General features: G+C 71.7%; 14 protein-coding genes. 9 read left to right on the top strand and 5 right to left on the bottom strand.

Annotated features, from left to right (window positions below; genetic code table 11):
* Positions 1 to 53 precede the first annotated feature (53 nt).
* Together AMK18_RS00200 and miaB are read right to left on the bottom strand one after the other, a co-directional pair.
* Positions 54 to 767, bottom strand: coding sequence for a class III extradiol dioxygenase subunit B-like domain-containing protein (locus tag AMK18_RS00200; RefSeq protein WP_073861179.1), 714 nt, complete (start codon positions 765 to 767; stop codon positions 54 to 56).
* A gap of 50 nt (positions 768 to 817) precedes the next feature.
* Entirely contained in the window at positions 818 to 2,338 is a 1,521-nt protein-coding gene (miaB, locus tag AMK18_RS00195) for a tRNA (N6-isopentenyl adenosine(37)-C2)-methylthiotransferase MiaB (RefSeq protein WP_198956919.1), read from the bottom strand.
* A 99-nt stretch (positions 2,339 to 2,437) separates the two neighbouring features.
* Here miaB and AMK18_RS00190 point away from each other — a divergent pair, with 99 nt between their 5' ends.
* Entirely contained in the window at positions 2,438 to 3,436 is a 999-nt protein-coding gene (locus AMK18_RS00190) for a TAXI family TRAP transporter solute-binding subunit (RefSeq protein ID WP_073861178.1), read from the top strand.
* A 12-nt stretch (positions 3,437 to 3,448) separates the two neighbouring features.
* Here the strand turns inward: AMK18_RS00190 and AMK18_RS00185 are convergent, their stop codons facing one another.
* The gene (locus AMK18_RS00185) at positions 3,449 to 4,843 is read right to left on the bottom strand and encodes a sensor histidine kinase (RefSeq protein ID WP_018105310.1); all 1,395 of its coding nucleotides are present in this window, start codon (positions 4,841 to 4,843) and stop codon (positions 3,449 to 3,451) included.
* 15 nt (positions 4,844 to 4,858) lie between these two features.
* Entirely contained in the window at positions 4,859 to 5,551 is a 693-nt protein-coding gene (locus tag AMK18_RS00180) for a response regulator transcription factor (RefSeq protein WP_018105309.1), read from the bottom strand.
* A 327-nt stretch (positions 5,552 to 5,878) separates the two neighbouring features.
* Between AMK18_RS00180 and AMK18_RS00175 the strand changes: the two genes are divergently transcribed.
* From AMK18_RS00175 to AMK18_RS00145, 8 genes are all read left to right on the top strand, one after another.
* On the top strand, positions 5,879 to 6,667 hold the full coding sequence (locus AMK18_RS00175; protein WP_026171813.1) for an amino acid ABC transporter ATP-binding protein: 789 nt from the start codon (positions 5,879 to 5,881) through the stop codon (positions 6,665 to 6,667).
* Between the two features lie 69 nt (positions 6,668 to 6,736).
* Positions 6,737 to 7,579, top strand: coding sequence for a glutamate ABC transporter substrate-binding protein (locus AMK18_RS00170; protein WP_073861177.1), 843 nt, complete (start codon positions 6,737 to 6,739; stop codon positions 7,577 to 7,579).
* Positions 7,580 to 7,654: 75 nt separating this feature from the next.
* The gene (locus tag AMK18_RS00165) at positions 7,655 to 8,323 is read left to right on the top strand and encodes an amino acid ABC transporter permease (RefSeq protein ID WP_073862257.1); all 669 of its coding nucleotides are present in this window, start codon (positions 7,655 to 7,657) and stop codon (positions 8,321 to 8,323) included.
* On the top strand, positions 8,320 to 9,231 hold the full coding sequence (locus AMK18_RS00160) for an amino acid ABC transporter permease (protein WP_073861176.1): 912 nt from the start codon (positions 8,320 to 8,322) through the stop codon (positions 9,229 to 9,231). Before AMK18_RS00165 ends, AMK18_RS00160 begins: the two co-directional genes overlap by 4 nt.
* A 221-nt stretch (positions 9,232 to 9,452) precedes the next feature.
* Positions 9,453 to 11,069 carry an FAD-dependent monooxygenase gene (locus tag AMK18_RS00155; protein WP_073861175.1) on the top strand — a complete coding sequence of 539 codons (1,617 nt, stop codon included), beginning with the start codon at positions 9,453 to 9,455 and terminating at the stop codon, positions 11,067 to 11,069.
* A 32-nt stretch (positions 11,070 to 11,101) separates the two neighbouring features.
* Positions 11,102 to 11,188: a putative leader peptide gene (locus AMK18_RS35640; RefSeq protein WP_311307652.1), complete on the top strand. Its 87-nt coding sequence runs from the start codon at positions 11,102 to 11,104 to the stop codon at positions 11,186 to 11,188.
* A 104-nt stretch (positions 11,189 to 11,292) separates the two neighbouring features.
* On the top strand, positions 11,293 to 11,808 hold the full coding sequence (locus tag AMK18_RS00150; protein ID WP_018105303.1) for a cysteine dioxygenase: 516 nt from the start codon (positions 11,293 to 11,295) through the stop codon (positions 11,806 to 11,808).
* On the top strand, positions 11,805 to 12,194 hold the full coding sequence (locus tag AMK18_RS00145) for a rhodanese-like domain-containing protein (protein WP_018105302.1): 390 nt from the start codon (positions 11,805 to 11,807) through the stop codon (positions 12,192 to 12,194). The genes AMK18_RS00150 and AMK18_RS00145 overlap by 4 nt, the downstream gene beginning before the upstream one ends.
* 43 nt (positions 12,195 to 12,237) lie before the next feature.
* Here AMK18_RS00145 and AMK18_RS00140 read toward each other — a convergent pair whose 3' ends face one another.
* Entirely contained in the window at positions 12,238 to 14,793 is a 2,556-nt protein-coding gene (locus AMK18_RS00140; protein ID WP_073861174.1) for an FtsX-like permease family protein, read from the bottom strand.
* Positions 14,794 to 15,363: the final 570 nt, after the last annotated feature.

Genomic DNA, 15,363 nt, shown 5'->3' with positions numbered 1-15,363 from the left:
GGAATGCGTGAGGGCCCCGGAGCGAGCACCGCTCCGGGGCCCTCACGTGTCCGTCAGGACCAGGTGGCGACCAGATAGCCCACGCCGTACGGCGCGTCCTCGTACAGCAGCCGGCCGGCCAGACCGGCCCCCTCGGCCGCGCCCGCCAGTACCTGCCAGGGCGCGCGCCCCGCGGCCTTGAGCTCGTACGCGAGTGCCTCGTCCAGCGCGGTCAGCGCCTTCGTGTCGGCGGCGCCCAGGGCCCGCGCGGCCTCCGCGTCGAACGCCGCCGCGCGCTCGTCCAGATAGCCGGGGGCCTTCACCGTGCGGCAGGCGCTGCCGTCGCCCATCACCAGCAGGGCGACCCGGTCCGCCCGGCGGGCCAGCTCCCGCCCGGTCTCCGTACAGCGCGCGGTCTCCAGCGGCTCCCCGACGCCCAGGCCCTCGACGGGGGCGTCGGCCCCTCCCGTACGGGCGAGGAGCCAGGCGCCCACCGCGAGCGAGGGCGGGAGGGGGCGGGCGTCGCGCGTTCCCCGGTCCCGGCCGAGCCGGACCTCCCGGTCGACGCCGAATTCCCGGAAGCCGCCGACGGCGCCCTCGGGGTGGCTGCCGCGCCCGTCGGGCCCGGCCGGGCCGATCACCACGAGCAGGTCGGGCCGGGAGGCGGCGAGGACGCCCAGGGCGTCGGTGCACGCCGTCCGGGCGGCGTCCAGCTCGGGTGCGGCACCGGCGGCCACGTCGGGGACGAGCAGCGGCGGACAGGGGCAGACAGCGGCGGCGACAAGCATGGTCGGCAGCGTACTGCGCCTCACCTCGGCCGCAGCCGCAGCCCGGGGCCTCAGTCGCAGCCGCAGCCAGGGGCCGCCGTCGCGGGCAGCGGCGCCGGGGCTCCGATGCCGGGCAGGCCCAGCATGACGCCGGCCGGCTTGGCGGCCGCGGCGGCGTTCCGCTTCTCCCAGGCGTCGCCGGAGCGGGTCCTGCGCACCCCGAGCGGGGCGCCCTCGGCGAGCAGGTGGTGCGGGGCGGCGTAGCTGATCTCGACGGTCACCACGTCGCCGGGGCGGACATCCTGGTCCGGCTTGGTGAAGTGGACGAGGCGGTTGTCGGGGGCGCGGCCGGACAGCCGGTGGGTGGCGCCGTCCTTGCGGCCCTCGCCCTCGGCGACCATGACGTCAAGGGTGCGGCCGACCTGCTTCTTGTTCTCCTCCCAGGAGATGTCCTCCTGGAGGGCGGAGAGGCGCATGTAGCGTTCCTGGACGACCTCCTTGGGGATCTGGCCGTCCATGTCGGCGGCGGGGGTGCCGGGCCGCTTGGAGTACTGGAAGGTGAAGGCGTTCGCGAAGCGCGCCTCGCGGACCGCGTGCATCGTCTGCTCGAAGTCCTCCTCGGTCTCGCCGGGGAAGCCCACGATGATGTCGGTGGAGATCGCGGCGTCGGGCATCGCGGCCCGCACCTTCTCGATGATCCCGAGGAAGCGTTCCTGCCGGTAGGAGCGGCGCATCGCCTTGAGGACCCGGTCCGAACCGGACTGCATCGGCATGTGCAGCTGCGGCATCACGTTCGGCGTCTCGGCCATGGCGGCGATGACGTCGTCGGTGAAGTCGCGCGGGTGCGGCGAGGTGAAGCGGACGCGTTCCAGGCCCTCGATCTTCCCGCAGGCGCGCAGCAGCTTGGAGAACGCCTCGCGGTCGCCGATGTCGGAGCCGTACGCGTTGACGTTCTGGCCGAGCAGGGTGATCTCGGAGACGCCCTCGGCGACCAGGGCCTCGATCTCGGCGAGGATGTCGCCGGTGCGGCGGTCCTTCTCCTTGCCGCGCAGGGCCGGAACGATGCAGAACGTGCAGGTGTTGTTGCAGCCCACGGAGATGGAGACCCAGGCGGCGTACGCGGACTCGCGGCGGGTGGGCAGCGTGGAGGGGAAGGCTTCCAGGGATTCGGCGATCTCGACCTGCGCCTCCTCCTGGACGCGGGCGCGCTCCAGCAGTACGGGGAGCTTGCCGATGTTGTGCGTGCCGAAGACGACGTCGACCCAGGGCGCCCGCTGGACGATGGTGTCCCGGTCCTTCTGGGCGAGGCAGCCGCCGACGGCGATCTGCATGCCGGGGCGCTTGGTCTTCATCGGGGCGAGCCGGCCGAGGTTGCCGTAGAGCTTGTTGTCGGCGTTCTCACGGACCGCGCAGGTGTTGAAGACGACGACGTCGGCGTCGCCGTCGGATCCCTCGGGCGCGCGCACGTAGCCGGCGTCCTCCAGGAGCCCCGACAAGCGCTCGGAGTCGTGGACGTTCATCTGGCACCCGTAGGTGCGCACCTCATAGCTTTTTCTGACGTCCACTGCTTCGCTCCGGTTGCCGCTGCTCATGTGACAAGGGTAGGTGGTGTCCGGGCTCCCTCCGCCTCGGGCGGGTGATCCGACGACGCCCCTGGCCACGGCCGGGAATGACCTGGCAGGATCGCCGCCATGTTCCCGGCCCTGTCCCGAATCGGCCGGCGTCGCTCCCTGCGGGCGGGCGCCGCCCTCGCCGTCGTGCTCGGACTGCTGCTCTGGTGGCTGCTCCCGCTGGGCGACCCGGCGCCCACCGGCACCCTGTCGTTCAGTACGGGGGTGCGCAGCGGCGTCTACCAGCGCTACGGGGAGCGGCTGAAGGGAGCCCTGGCCAAGGATCTGCCCGATGTGTCGATAAAGCTCCAGACCAGCGAGGGCTCGCAGCAGAACCTGGCCAGGGTCGCGGCGGGCAAGGCGGACTTCACCATCGCCACCACCGATGCCGTCGCCACCTATCTGCGCGCCCGGAAGCCCGGCTACGAGCGGCTGCGCGGCTGTGTCCGGCTGTACGACGACTACATACAGCTGGTCGTGAAGCGGGACTCGGACATCGACAGCGTGGCGGATCTGCGCGGCCGTACGGTCGCGGTGGGGCAGGCGGGGTCCGGGGTGAAGCTGGTCGCGGACCGGCTGATGACGGCCGCCGGTCTCGATCCGGTCAACGACGTGACGCCGTTGCCGGTGGGCATCGACACGATGCCGAAGCTGCTGGAGGAAGGCAGGATCGACGCGTTCTTCTGGTCGGGCGGGCTGCCCACGACGGCGGTGACCGATCTGTCGGAGCGGTTCGCGATCCGGCTGGTCCCGCTGGAGGAGCCGCTGATCAAGCAGCTCCAGGCGGCGGGCGGCTCCACCCGCTACTACCGGTCGGCCGTGATGCCCGCCGACGCGTATCGCAACGCGCAGCAGGGCCAGGCCGTGCCCACGGTGGCGGTCGCCAACGTGCTGGTCACCACGGACCGCACGGACGCGGCGATGACCGAGGCGTTCACGCGGACCGTGATCGACAGCCGCGACCGCATCGGGCGCGAGGTGCACGCGGCGCAGCTGGTGGACCTGCGGACGGCCATCTACACGGATCCGCTCCCGCTGCACGAAGGGGCGAAGCGCTACTACCGCTCGGTCAAGCCGTAGCGCACCCGCTCCTCAGCCCTTGGGGTCGTGGCGCGGCACGGAGACCGTCACGCTGAGGCCGTACGGCTCCTTGCGCGCGTACGAGAGTGAGCCGCCGCCCGCCGCGAGGAGCGCCTGCGAGATGGAGAGGCCGAGGCCCGAGCCCTGCACGTTCTGGTGCTGGGAGCTGCGCCAGAAGCGGTCGCCGACCCGTTCCAGCTCCTGGTCGGTGAGGCCGGGCCCGCCGTCGGCGACGGCCACCGTGACGTCCTGGCTGCCGGAGGCGACGGTGACGCGGACCTCCTCGTCGGCGGGCGTGAATTTGAGGGCGTTGTCGATGATGGCGTCGAGCGCGCTGGACAGGGCGATGGGGTCCGCCCAGGCCGTGACGGCGGGCGGTCCGTCGGCTCGGAGCCGTACCCCCTTCTCCTCGGCCACCGGCCGCCAGGACGCGACGCGTTCGGCGGTGAGGGCGCCGATGTCCGTGAGCTGGAGGTCGCTCTCGGCGTGCTCGGCGAGCGCGAGGTCGAGCAGGTCGTCCAGGACCTGGCCGAGGCGGCGGCCCTCGGTGCGCACGGAGGCGATCTCCTCGTTGCCCTCCGGCAGTTCGAGTGCGAGCAGTTCGATGCGCAGCAGCAGGGCGGCCAGTGGGTTGCGCAACTGGTGGGAGGCGTCGGCGACGAACGCGCGCTGCTGCTCCAGGACGTCCTCGACGTTGTCGGCCATCTCGTTGAACGAGCGGGCCAGCCGCCTGAGTTCCGGGGGCCCGCCGGATGCGGCGACCCGGGAGCGCATCCGGCCGCTGGCGATGTCGTGGGCCGCGGCGTCCAGGGTCTTGACGGGCAGCAGGACCCAGCCGGTGAGCCGGATCGCGGCGCCGACGGCGACCAGCATCGCGACCGCCTCGCCCGCCGCGATGAGCAGCCAGCCGCGGATCGTGTCGCCGCGCATCTGGCCGGTGGGCGAGTCGATGACGACGACGGCGATGACGTCTCCGTCGCGTACGACGGGCGAGGCGACGACCACGCGCCCGTTCTGCCAGGGCCAGACCTGCGGCGGGTCGTGGCTGCGACGGCCGAGCAGCGCCTCGCTGAAGGCGGCACGCCCCTCCCCCTCGACGGGCAGCCGCCACGCGTCCGGGGCCTTCGCCATGGCGGAGTCGTCGCGGTAGAAGACACCGGCGCGGATCCCGTACACCGAGTTGTACGTTTCCAACTCGGTCTGGAGGGTACGGCGCCGTTCGTCGTAGCCGCTGGTGCGCTCGGTGATGAACTGGGCGAGTGCGGCGAAGCGTGCCGTGTCGTCGATGCGGTCGATCACGACGCGCTGCTGTTCGGCGGCGGCCACGCTGACGGCGAGCGGGAACCCGAGGGCGAGCAGGACACTCGCCATCAGGACGATGAGCAGCGGGAGCAGCCGGGTACGCACCGGGGACGTACGCCTTTACGCGGACGGGGAGACGAGGCGGTAGCCGACCCCGCGCACCGTCTCGATCAGGGCGGGCAGCCGCAGCTTGGACCGGAGCGAGGCGACGTGCACCTCCAGCGTGCGGCCCGTTCCCTCCCAGCTGGTGCGCCACACCTCGCTGATGATCTGTTCGCGGCGGAAGACCACTCCGGGGCGCTGGGCGAGGAGCGCGAGCAGGTCGAACTCCTTGCGGGTGAGCTGCACCTCCGTGCCGTCGACGCTGACCCGGCGGGTGGGCAGCTCGATGCTGACGTGCCCCAGGCGCAGCGCCGCGAGGGGCGTGGACACGGTGTCCTCGTTGCTCGCCTTCCGCCGGCTGACGGCGTGGATACGGGCCAGCAGCTCCCCGGTGTCGTACGGCTTGGTCACGTAGTCGTCGGCGCCGAGGTTGAGTCCGTGGATGCGGGAGCGTACGTCCGCGCGGGCGGTGACCATGATCACCGGCACGGAACTGCGCTTGCGGATCTTGCCGCACACCTCGTAGCCGTCCTGGTCGGGAAGGCCGAGGTCGAGGAGCACGACGCCGAAGGGCTCGGTGTCGGTGGGCAGGAGCGCCTGCAGGGCCTCGTCACCGCTGCGGGCGTGGACGACCTGGAAGCCGTGCCGGGCGAGGATCGCGGACAGGGCGGCGGCGACGTGGTTGTCGTCCTCGACGAGCAGCAGTCTCATGGCCCCCCTCTGGCGGTGGTGTGTGTCGGTGGTCGGTCCGTACGGTCGCGTACGCCCCCGGACACTTCCCCGTTCCGGGGCGTTCCACGTAGGGGTGTACCAGGGAATCCACGCCGATGCGCGGTGGACAGTCAAGGGCTTGCCCGTTGTATCCGGGTTTCCGTTATGCACCCGGTACGGCCGGTACGAGCGGCGTGACGTCCCGTTCACACGGAGTGTCCGGTTGCCGCCGGATCGTTATGCTCAATTTCCGCTCAGATGTAATGACGCTCGTAGCACTGCGTCACTAGGGTCCTTCCCAACCGAGGAGGACGGAGCAAGAAGCCGATGAGCGGAGTTTCAGTGACCAAGGGCGCCGAGGACGCTGCACCCGCGCCCGCCGGCGATCTGGTTGTCCTGAGCAACGTCAACAAGCACTTCGGCGCGCTGCATGTGCTCCAGGACATCGACCTGACGATCGCCCGCGGCGAGGTCGTGGTCGTCATCGGGCCGTCCGGGTCCGGTAAGTCCACGCTGTGCCGCACGATCAACCGCTTGGAGACGATCGACTCGGGCGCGATCACGATCGACGGGAAGCCGTTGCCCGCGGAGGGCAAGGAGCTGGCGCGGCTGCGTGCCGATGTCGGCATGGTCTTCCAGTCGTTCAATCTCTTCGCCCACAAGACGGTCCTCGAGAACGTGATGCTCGGGCAGCTGAAGGTCCGCAAGACGGACAAGAAGGCGGCCGAGGACAAGGCGCGTTCGCTGCTCGACCGGGTGGGCGTCGGTACGCAGGCCGACAAGTACCCCTCCCAGCTCTCCGGCGGCCAGCAGCAGCGCGTCGCGATCGCCCGGGCCCTGGCGATGGACCCGAAGGTCATGCTCTTCGACGAGCCGACCTCGGCTCTCGACCCGGAGATGATCAACGAGGTGCTGGAGGTCATGCAGCAGCTCGCCCGCGAGGGCATGACGATGGTCGTCGTCACCCACGAGATGGGCTTCGCGCGCTCGGCGGCGAACCGGGTCGTCTTCATGGCGGACGGAAAGATCGTCGAAGAGGCCACGCCCGACCAGTTCTTCAGCAACCCGCGCAGTGACCGGGCCAAGGACTTCCTGTCGAAGATCCTTCACCACTGACGGAGCCCGCCGTACCGGCTCCGGTATCCGCTGATCACTCACTTCGCGTCAACTCTAGGGAATTCCACCATGCAGCTTCGTAAGGTCACCGCCGCCTCGGCCGCCGTGCTCGCCCTCGCTCTCACCGCTACCGCCTGTGGTTCCGACGACAAGGACGACTCGGCCGGTTCGGGTGGCGGCAAGAAGATCACCATCGGCATCAAGATCGACCAGCCGGGTATCGGCCTGAAGACGCCGGACGGCAAGTTCACCGGCTTCGACGTCGACGTCGCCACGTACGTCGCCAAGGAGCTCGGCTACGACGCCAAGAACATCGAGTTCAAGGAGACGAAGAGCGCCGACCGCGAGACGGCGATCTCGCGCGGTGACGTCAAGTTCATCGTCGCCTCCTACTCGATCACCGACGAGCGCCTGCAGAAGGTCGACTTCGCCGGTCCGTACCTGCTGGCCCACCAGGACATCCTGGTCCGCGCGGATGACGACTCGTTCAAGAAGCCCGAGGACCTGAACAACAAGAAGCTCTGCTCGGTCGCCGGTTCGACCTCCGCGCAGAACGTCCACGACAAGCTGGCCCCGAAGGCGCAGCTGCTGGAGTACGGCGGCTACTCGGAGTGCCTGACCGGCCTCGAGAACAAGGCCGTCGACGCGCTGACCACGGACGACAGCATCCTGGCCGGCTACGCCTCGCAGGACGCCAACAAGGGCAAGTTCAAGCTGGCCGGCTTCAAGATGACCAACGAGAACTACGGCATCGGCCTGAAGAAGGGCGACGCCGACCTCAAGAAGAAGATCAACGACGCGCTGACCAAGATGGTCTCGGACGGCTCGTGGCAGAAGGCCGTGGACGCCAACTTCGGTCCGGCCGGCTACAAGAACGAGAAGGCTCCGGAGATCGGCAACGTCGTCAAGTGAAGCAGGGTTGACCGGGCGCGCCGCCGCTGAACGGCGGCGCGCCGCGCCCTCCTACACGTGGAAGCACGGGAGATCGTGTTCGACTTTCTTGATGGTTATGACCTGTTGGGGGCCTTCTGGGTCACGGTGAAGCTCACCGTGTTCTCCGCCCTCGGCTCCCTCATATGGGGAACGCTGCTGGCCGGCATGAGGGTCAGCCCGGTCCCCCTGATGCGCGGTTTCGCGACCGTCTATGTGAACGTGGTCCGGAACATTCCGCTGACCGTGATCATCGTCTTCGCCTCGCTGGGCCTCTTCCAGACCCTTCAGATCACACTCGGGGGCGGAGGCGACTTCAAGGTCATCAACTTCCGGCTCGCGGTGCTCGCCTTCACCGCCTACACCGCGTCGTTCGTGTGCGAGGCCCTGCGGTCGGGCATCAACACGGTGCCTGTCGGCCAGGCGGAGGCGGCCAGGGCGCTCGGCCTCAGCTTCGGCCAGGTGCTCCGGCTGATCGTGCTCCCGCAGGCGTTCCGGTCGGTGGTCAACCCGCTGTCCAACGTACTCATCGCACTGACGAAGAACACCACCGTCGCAGCGGCGATCGGGGTCGCGGAAGCCTCGTACCTGATGAAGGAAATGGTCGAGAACGAGGCCCAGCTGCTGCTGATCTCCGGTGTGTTCGTCCTCGGCTTCATCATCCTGACCCTCCCGACCGGCCTCATCCTCGGCTGGGTCGCCAAGAAGGTGGCGGTGAAGCGATGAGTTCCGTCCTCTACGACGCGCAGGGGCCCCGCGCCAAGCGGCGCAACATCCTGTACACCGTCCTCTTCGTACTGGCCGCCGCGGCGGTGGTGTGGTGGGTGTACGACGGCCTCGCCGAGAAGCACCAGCTCGACTGGGTCAAGTGGAAGCCGTTCTTCGCCGACACCCAGGCGTGGGAGACGTACATCTGGCCGGGCTTCCAGAACACGATCAAGGCGGCGTTCTACGCGCTGCTCATCGCGCTGCCGCTGGGCGCGCTCTTCGGGATCGGCCGGCTCTCGGACCACCGCTGGGTGCGCGTTCCCGGCGGAGTGATCGTGGAGTTCTTCCGCGCCATTCCCGTACTGCTCCTGATGATCATCGCCAACGCGATGTACTCCGAGTACACCGACCTGGAACCGGACACGCGTCTCCTGTACGCCGTCGTGACGGGCCTGGTGCTCTACAACGCCTCGGTGCTCGCCGAGATCGTGCGCGCCGGCATCCTGACGCTCCCCCGCGGGCAGACGGACGCGGCCAAGGCGATCGGCATGCGCAAGGGCCAGACGATGGTCTTCGTGCTGCTGCCGCAGGCGGTCACCGCGATGCTGCCGGCCATCGTCAGCCAGCTCGTGGTGATCGTGAAGGACACCGCTCTCGGCGGCGCGGTACTGAGCTATCCGGAGCTGCTCGCGTCGGTCCGGCCGATGTCCGCGAACTACGGGGCGAACACCATCGCGTGCTTCACGATCGTCGCGGTGGTCTACCTCGCCCTGAACTTCGCCCTGACGTCCTTCGCCAGCTGGCTGGAGCGGTGGCTCCGGCGCGGGAAGAAGAGCACGGGTGCGGTCGTGGGCACCGGGCCGGGGGGCGAACTGGAGACGATCGGTGCGCCGTCGCTCAACATGGACGACGGAACCGCCGCCTGACGGCTCGTCGTACGACGCCCGGGAGGGGCGGTGGCACACCTGCCACCGCCCCTCGCCGCGTTCCGGCGTCGCTTGACGCAAGCACCGGCAGTAGGTTGCATACGTTCTGTGATCGCGCACCGAGTCCCCGACGCCGCAGCACCCCCTTCGACGCCCGCGCACCTTCCGTTCCGTTCCACCGGACCGTTCCGTTTCGCCGCGCTTCCGACGGGGGACGCACCGTGGACCCGGTGATCGTCGTCGGTGCCGGGCCGGTCGGCCTGGCGCTCTCGCTGGCCCTCGCCGCACAGGGCGTGCCGTCCGTGCTGCTCGACGAGGACCCCGACAACGACGAGACACGCCCCGCCCGTACGGTCGTGCTGCGCGAGGACACCGCGGCCTTCCTGGAGCGGCTGGGCTGCAAGGCGCTGCGGGACGAGGGACTGCGCTGGTCCGGCTGGCGTTCGGTGCGGCGCAGGCAGGTGGTGCGCGAGCTGTCGCTCGGCGAGGACCCGGTCCCGGGCAGCGAGGTGCCGGCCGCCCCCGTCCACGTACCGCAGCACGCGCTCGTCCGGGGCCTGCGGGACGCGGTGGCCGCGCAGGAGCTGGTGCAGACCGCCGGGCCCAGTCGCATCGACACGCTGGAGCAGGACCCGGCCGGGGTCACCGTGCACACCAGAGAGCCCGGATCGACCTGGTGGCGGGGGAGTTACCTGGTCGGCTGCGACGGGGCCCGATCCACCGTGCGCAAACTCCTCGACATCCGGTTTCCCGGGCGTACGGCGGTCGAACGGCACGCCGTGGCCGCACTGCGCGCCGAGCTGCCCAGGCCCGGTGAGGCCGTGCTGCACCGGTCGCCGCCCTGGCGCACCGGGGGCGCCGAGGTCACGGCGCGCCCGTTGCCCGACGACGTGTGGCGGCTGGACTGGCTGCTGCCCGCGCGCGGCGAACTGGTCACGCCGGACGCGCTGGTGACCCGGGTCCGGGACACCCTGGCGGGCTGGTGCGGCGAGACACCCCCGTACGAGCTGCTGGACACCGGGGTCTACACGCTGCACCACCGACTGGCCCGGCGGTGGCGGGTGAAGCGTTCCTTCCTGGCCGGGGACGCCGCCCATCTGCTCGGCGCCCTGGGCACCCAGGGGCTCGACGAGGGGCTGCGGGACGCGGAGAACCTGGCCTGGAAGCTGGCCCTCGCCTGGCACCACGGGGCGTCCGACGCGCTCCTCGACAGCTACCAGGCCGAACGCCGGGCCGCCGTCGCCGCACGGCTGCGGGCCGCCGACCAGTCGCTGCCGATACTGCGGGGCGGCGGAGGCCTGCGGACGCTCGTACCGGGGAGCGCACGGGGGCACGACACCCTGCTGATGGACGGACATCTGGGCTGCGGCCCCCTCGGTGCGCCCCCTTCCTATGCCCTGTCCCCCCTTGCGCCCGCGCGCAGCGAGGCGCACGCCTCGGTGGGCACGCCCCCCGGTGCGCCGGTGGCCGATGTGCGGGTCACGGCACCCGACGGCACCCCGGTGCGGCTGCGGGAGCGGCTGGGGCAGGGGCAGTTGCTCGTGGTGCTGGTGGCGCCCGGCACTGGAGTCTGGGACCGGCGCCACTGGATGCGCGCCGGAGTGATGCCCCGGCTGGCGGAGGCCGTCGCGGGGCTGCCGGTGAAGGCCGAACTGCTGGTGGCCGAGAGCTATCCAGGGGCGTCCGCGCACACGGTTCTGCTGGTCAGGCCGGACGGGCACCTCGTGGAGGCGTTCAGTGGGGTGCGTCCGGCCGAGCTGTTCGCGGCGGCGGACGCGGCGCGCGGCGGCGCTGCCCGGACGGCGGTGCGTGCCGACAGGACCGCGGACGTCAATTGACCCTCACGGGCGCACATGGTCTACTCCCGGTCATGACCGACACCGATGTGCGCCTGTGGCGGAGGGTCCATATGGACCTGCTCCGCTATGCGGGCTGCGTGTGTCGCCCGTCCTGCTGAATCGCCTTCACCTGCCGTCGCCGTGCGCTGTGCCGTACGGCGGGGCATCCGCGCGAACTCTCAGGACGGTCTCCGTGTCTGCCTCCCCCTTCCCCGCTGTTCCCGTGCCCACACGCACGTCCGCTCCGGCTCCGACCGCCGCGGAACTGCTCGACTTCGTCCGCCGCACCGCCGAGGACACCGCACTCATCGCCTCCCTTCCCCTCGACCCCGAGGGCCGCACCTGGATCCGGCTCGACGGGCCCGGTGGCAGCGAGGCCTGGCTGATCGGTTGGCCGCCGGGTACCGGTACCGGCTGGCACGACCACGCCGATTCGATCGGCGCCTTCCTCACCGCGGCCGGCACGCTCAGGGAACACTCGCTCGCGGCCCGGCTGCCCACCGACGGCTGGAAGACCCTGGAACTGGCCGAGGACATCGACCGCACCCGGGAGCTGACCCCCGGCCGGGGCAGGGCCTTCGGCCGCCATCACGTCCACGAGGTGCTGAACGAGTCGGCCACGGAACACGCCGTCTCCGTTCACGCGTACTACCCGCCGCTGCCGCGCATCCGGCGCTACAGCCGCACCGGCGCGGTGCTGCGCCTGGAGCAGACCGAGGGACCGGAGGACTGGCAGTGAGCGACGAGCCCCGCGGGATCGATGAGTTGCTGGAGCGGGTCAGGGCCGGTTACGAACGGCTCGGTCCGCAGGAAGCGCGGGCGGCGGCCGCCGAGGGCGCGCTGCTCGTGGACATCCGCTACGCCGCACTGCGCGAGCGCGACGGGCTGATCCCGGGGGCGCTGGTCATCGAGCGCAACGAGCTGGAATGGCGGCTGGACCCGCGGGGAAGCCACCGTGTCCCGGAGGCGGTGGACCACGGCCTGCGGGTGGTGGTGATCTGCAACGAGGGTTACGCGTCGAGCCTGGCGGCCGAGTCGCTGCACCGGCTCGGCCTGTACCGGGCGACGGACCTGGTGGGCGGCTTCCAGGCGTGGCGCGAGGCGGGTCTGCCGGTCGAGACGTGAGGTGAGGGGGGCGGCTCGGGCCGCCCCCCTCATGGCCTCCTCGTCACCGGCCCGCGGCCACCTCCACCGGGCGGGTCCGCAGCGCGAACCGGCCGGGCAGCGCCGTCGCGACCAGGGCGAGCAGCGCGGCGACACCGACCACGGTCCCGTACACCAGGGGCAGGACACCGGGCGCCGCGCTCCCCGTCATGCCGATGCTGAACGCGGTCAGCACGGCGAGCGCGATACCGGTACCGAGGGCCCCGGAGATCACCAGGACCGACAGGGTCTCGGTACGGAGCATCCGCAGCACCTGGCGGCGGGTGGCGCCCGCGAGGCGCAGCAGGGCGAACTCCCTGAACCGTTCCGACACCGACACGGCCAGCGTGTTGACGACGGCGATGGCGGTGAAGGCGAGAACCAGCCCCATGGCAAGGAGGTTGACCTCGGCGTTCTCCTGCCCCCGGTCGGCCTGGAGCCGGTCGGCGACCGCCGGGGTGACGGCCTCGACACCGGGGAACTTCTTCACGGCGGCGGACAGTTCGCCCCCGGACACGTCCCCGGCCACCAGGACCGTCGAGGCGAGCGGGTTGTCCATGTGGCCCGCGACCAGGTCGTGCGGCAGGGTGAGATCCCCGAAGCCGAGGCCCCGGTGGTAGACCGCGGCGACGGTGAGGGTGGTGGGGGTGCCGTCCCCGAGGTGCAGGGCGAGGACGCTGCCGACGTGCAGCCCGAGCCGGTCGGCGGCCAGTTCGCTGATCGCGGCGGTCTGCTCGTTCGCGGCGAACGCGGCGAGGGAACCGCTCGTCACGCCCGGGTCCCAGGTGCGGGTGAGCCCCGGACCGGTGACGCCTTGTGCGGCGTACTTCTCCAGGCCGACCCGCACGGTGGTCCGTACGACCTCCGTGGCGGCGGTGACACCGGGCGTCGCGCGGACCGCCTCCGTGGCCGACGACGGGACGCCCGGCCCCTGCGCGCCGAGCACCCAGGTGGCTCGGGTGCCCTCCCTGGCCTGGGCGCGCGCGGCGTCGCCGATGGTCGGCTGGAGGAAGAGGACCGTGCAGGTCATGCCGATGAGCAGGGTGAGCGGGGTGACGACGGAGGCCATCCGGGTGGAGTTTCCCCGGACGTTCGCGGCGGCCAGGGTGCTCATCGGGCCCGTCCGCCGGAGCACGCCCGCCATCAGGAAGGCGGCGGCCCGCACCAGGAGGGGACCCAGCAGCGAGACCGCCGTGGCCAGCACCACCACGGCCAGGAAGGTCACGGGGGTCGAGGCGGCCTCGGTACGCAGCACGCTCAGGACACCGACCAGCGTGCCGCCGCCGGCGAGCAGGAGCAGCCCCACAAGGACGCGTACTCGGGCCGGGCGGCGGCGCTCGACCGCGGACTCGGCCATGGCCTCGGCCGGACGCAGACCGGCGATCCGGCGGCCGGAGATCCGGGCGGCGGCCCAGGCGCCGAGCAGGGTGACCGCGACGGCGACGCAGGCGGGGAAGATCCCGGCCGTACGTTCCAGGGTCGGCGGTGTCACGCCCATATCGGTGAACCTGCCGTACAGCCAGGCGGCGAGCGGCAGTCCGGCGAGCGCGCCCAGGACCCCGGCGAAGGCCCCGACGACCAGGGCCTCCCGGCCGAGCAGGCGGCGGACCTGCCGCGAGGTGGCGGCGATGGTACGGAGCAGGGCCAACTCGCGGTGGCGCTGCTGGATGGACAGGGCGAACGTCCCGACGACGACGAGCACCGCGACCAGCAGCGAGGTGCCGCCCATGGCCCCGCCCATCGAGACCAGCTTGACGCGGGCCCCCGCCGCGTCGAGGAATTCGACCGGACCGCGCCCGTCCCCCGTCGCCACCTGGGCGGTGGTGCCCTTGAGGGCGGCCGTGACCCGTTCCTTGAGCGTGCCGGTGTCGGTCCCGGGCTCGGGGAGGACGCCGATCGCGCTGACCCGGCCGGCGCGGTCCGCGAGCCGCTGGGCCTCCCCGGCGGAGAAGAACAGCGAGCGCTGCTGCCGGAGTTCGCCCTGCCCCTGGGGCGTCGCGATGCCGCTGATCCGGTACGTGCGCGGGGCGCGGGTCGACTGCACGGTGACCCGGTCCCCGGTCGCGAGGCCCGCCCGTACGGCGAGGGTCCGGTCGATCACCACGTCGTCGGCGGACGCCGGGGCGCGGCCGGCGGTGAGCGTGAAGGGGGTCAGCGCGGCGGACGACCAGGCGTGCCCGTGGAAGGGGACGTCGTCGTCCGCCGCGTGGGCGGGGAGCCCCAGCGGCTGGGCGAGGAAGGTCACTTCGGGGACGACCGTGCGGACGCCCGGCAGGTCGCGCAGCCGGTCGGCGGTGGCGGCGGGAAGCCACGCCCGCTCGGCGACGGGCTTCGCCTTGTGCTTGACCTTCGTCTTGCCGTTGCCCTTGTGCTTGACGGTCGTGCGGTGGACGTTCTGGTCGGCCGAGACGATCAGCGGGGCGGCCGCGTACCGCTCGGTGGCGATCCGGCCGCGCAGCCCGGTCTCCAGCAGGGTGCCGCAGGCGGTGACGAGCGCGGCGGCACACATGAGGGCGAGGAACGCCCCGAGGAATCCCGCCTTGCGGTGCCGGATCGTCCGCAGGGCATAGCGCAGCATCATGAGGCGTCCGTCTCTGATCGATCGGGGTCCGGAAGGACGAGCAGGCAGGTGCGGATCGCCCGGGCGTCCGGTGCGGCGTCGGCGGCGTACGTGTGCCGCCCCGGCCGCCCCCGACGCCCGGCCGGCTCTTGCGGCCCGGTGTCCGCCACGAGGCCGTGCGGGGTGAGGCGTTGAACTAACTGCTGACGCCGCGCCTGGCCAAGCGCTGTGAGAACGGCCAACTCCGTGATCCCTGGCATGCGTCACACCCTCCTCTGCACGAGGGCACCTGTGCACTGGAGCATTCCGGCGTCTCCGTAGGGGGGTTGTCCCCCGGAGGTACGGCGGCGGGCGGCGGGCGGGGGCGCGCGGCTTTACGGGGGGTGCGGCGCACGGCTGCACACCGGCGCGTCCGCGCGGGGCGCCGGGAGCTGGCGTACCCGTGCGGGGCCGAGGCACCACCGGACGCGGGCTCGGCGGCGTGCGGGGGGGGGCTCCGCACGGGCGCAGGTGCGGTACGCAGACGCCCGCGCGACAGTACCGACGCCCGCACCGGCTCACCCCACCGGAGCCCGACCCGACTCCGCACGG

The organism is Streptomyces sp. CB01249 (assembly GCF_001905735.1).
Taxonomy (GTDB): domain Bacteria; phylum Actinomycetota; class Actinomycetes; order Streptomycetales; family Streptomycetaceae; genus Streptomyces.
This window is presented reverse-complemented; position numbering and strand designations above follow the sequence as displayed.

Bases quoted from the DNA above. Each gene is read 5' to 3' on its own strand.
- AMK18_RS00140 (WP_073861174.1), bottom strand. From the start codon at position 14,793: ATGATGCTGCGCTATGCCCTGCGGACGATCCGGCACCGCAAGGCGGGA.
- AMK18_RS00160 (WP_073861176.1), top strand. From the start codon at position 8,320: ATGAGTTCCGTCCTCTACGACGCGCAGGGGCCCCGCGCCAAGCGGCGC.
- AMK18_RS00200 (WP_073861179.1), bottom strand. From the start codon at position 767: ATGCTTGTCGCCGCCGCTGTCTGCCCCTGTCCGCCGCTGCTCGTCCCC.
- AMK18_RS00190 (WP_073861178.1), top strand. From the start codon at position 2,438: ATGTTCCCGGCCCTGTCCCGAATCGGCCGGCGTCGCTCCCTGCGGGCG.
- AMK18_RS00180 (WP_018105309.1), bottom strand. From the start codon at position 5,551: ATGAGACTGCTGCTCGTCGAGGACGACAACCACGTCGCCGCCGCCCTG.
- miaB (WP_198956919.1), bottom strand. From the start codon at position 2,338: ATGAGCAGCGGCAACCGGAGCGAAGCAGTGGACGTCAGAAAAAGCTAT.
- AMK18_RS35640 (WP_311307652.1), top strand. From the start codon at position 11,102: ATGACCGACACCGATGTGCGCCTGTGGCGGAGGGTCCATATGGACCTG.
- AMK18_RS00170 (WP_073861177.1), top strand. From the start codon at position 6,737: ATGCAGCTTCGTAAGGTCACCGCCGCCTCGGCCGCCGTGCTCGCCCTC.
- AMK18_RS00175 (WP_026171813.1), top strand. From the start codon at position 5,879: ATGAGCGGAGTTTCAGTGACCAAGGGCGCCGAGGACGCTGCACCCGCG.